Annotated in this window: 1 protein-coding gene; it reads right to left on the reverse strand. The window is 70.5% G+C overall.

The window, feature by feature from the left end:
• On the reverse strand, positions 1 to 585 hold a 585-nt coding region (locus tag DKT69_RS00050), incomplete at its 3' end, for a class I SAM-dependent methyltransferase (RefSeq protein ID WP_109799577.1).
• Positions 586 to 599 lie beyond the last annotated feature (14 nt).

Genomic DNA, 599 nt, shown 5'->3' on the forward strand with positions numbered 1-599 from the left:
GAGTCCCGCGCCGCGCAACAACCGAGGCAACGTGCGCCCGTAGGACAGGTCGACACCACGCTGAGCCATCAGCGTGCGGAAGTCGCGCTTGAGTTTGTTGGCCAGCCGCTGGGCCGGTCCCGACTCGTCCGGGCAGACCAGCGGCTGCATCATCGGGTCGGCCTCCTCCACCAGCAACCAGCCGCCGGGCCGCAGAGCCGAGATCATGGCGGCCAGCGCCGCGGCACGCTGTGGAACGTGCACCAGGACGAGGCGCGCGTGCACCAGGTCGAATCCATCCCCTGGCGGCGGCTCGACGCCGACGTCGTGGCGGCGGATTTCGTAGCCAGCGTCGGCGGCAGCGGTCATCCACGAGACGTCGATGTCGGTGGCAAGCACGTGCCCCGCCGGGCCGACGCGCGCGGCGAGCCAGGACGGCGCGCTGGGGCCTCCGGCGCCGACTTCCCAACACCGCCAGCCTCCCGCGATGCCGAGCGCGTCGATGTGCCGAAACGTGGAAGGGTTGAACAGCGCCGCCAGGGCGCCAAAGCGAGTCCCCGCTTCCGCCTGCTGATTGTCGAGCAGATAACCGCTGTCATTGGCCACGTCCGCATCATCCC

This window comes from Micromonospora sicca (assembly GCF_003172935.1).
GTDB classification, from domain to species: Bacteria; Actinomycetota; Actinomycetes; order Mycobacteriales; family Micromonosporaceae; genus Micromonospora; species Micromonospora sicca.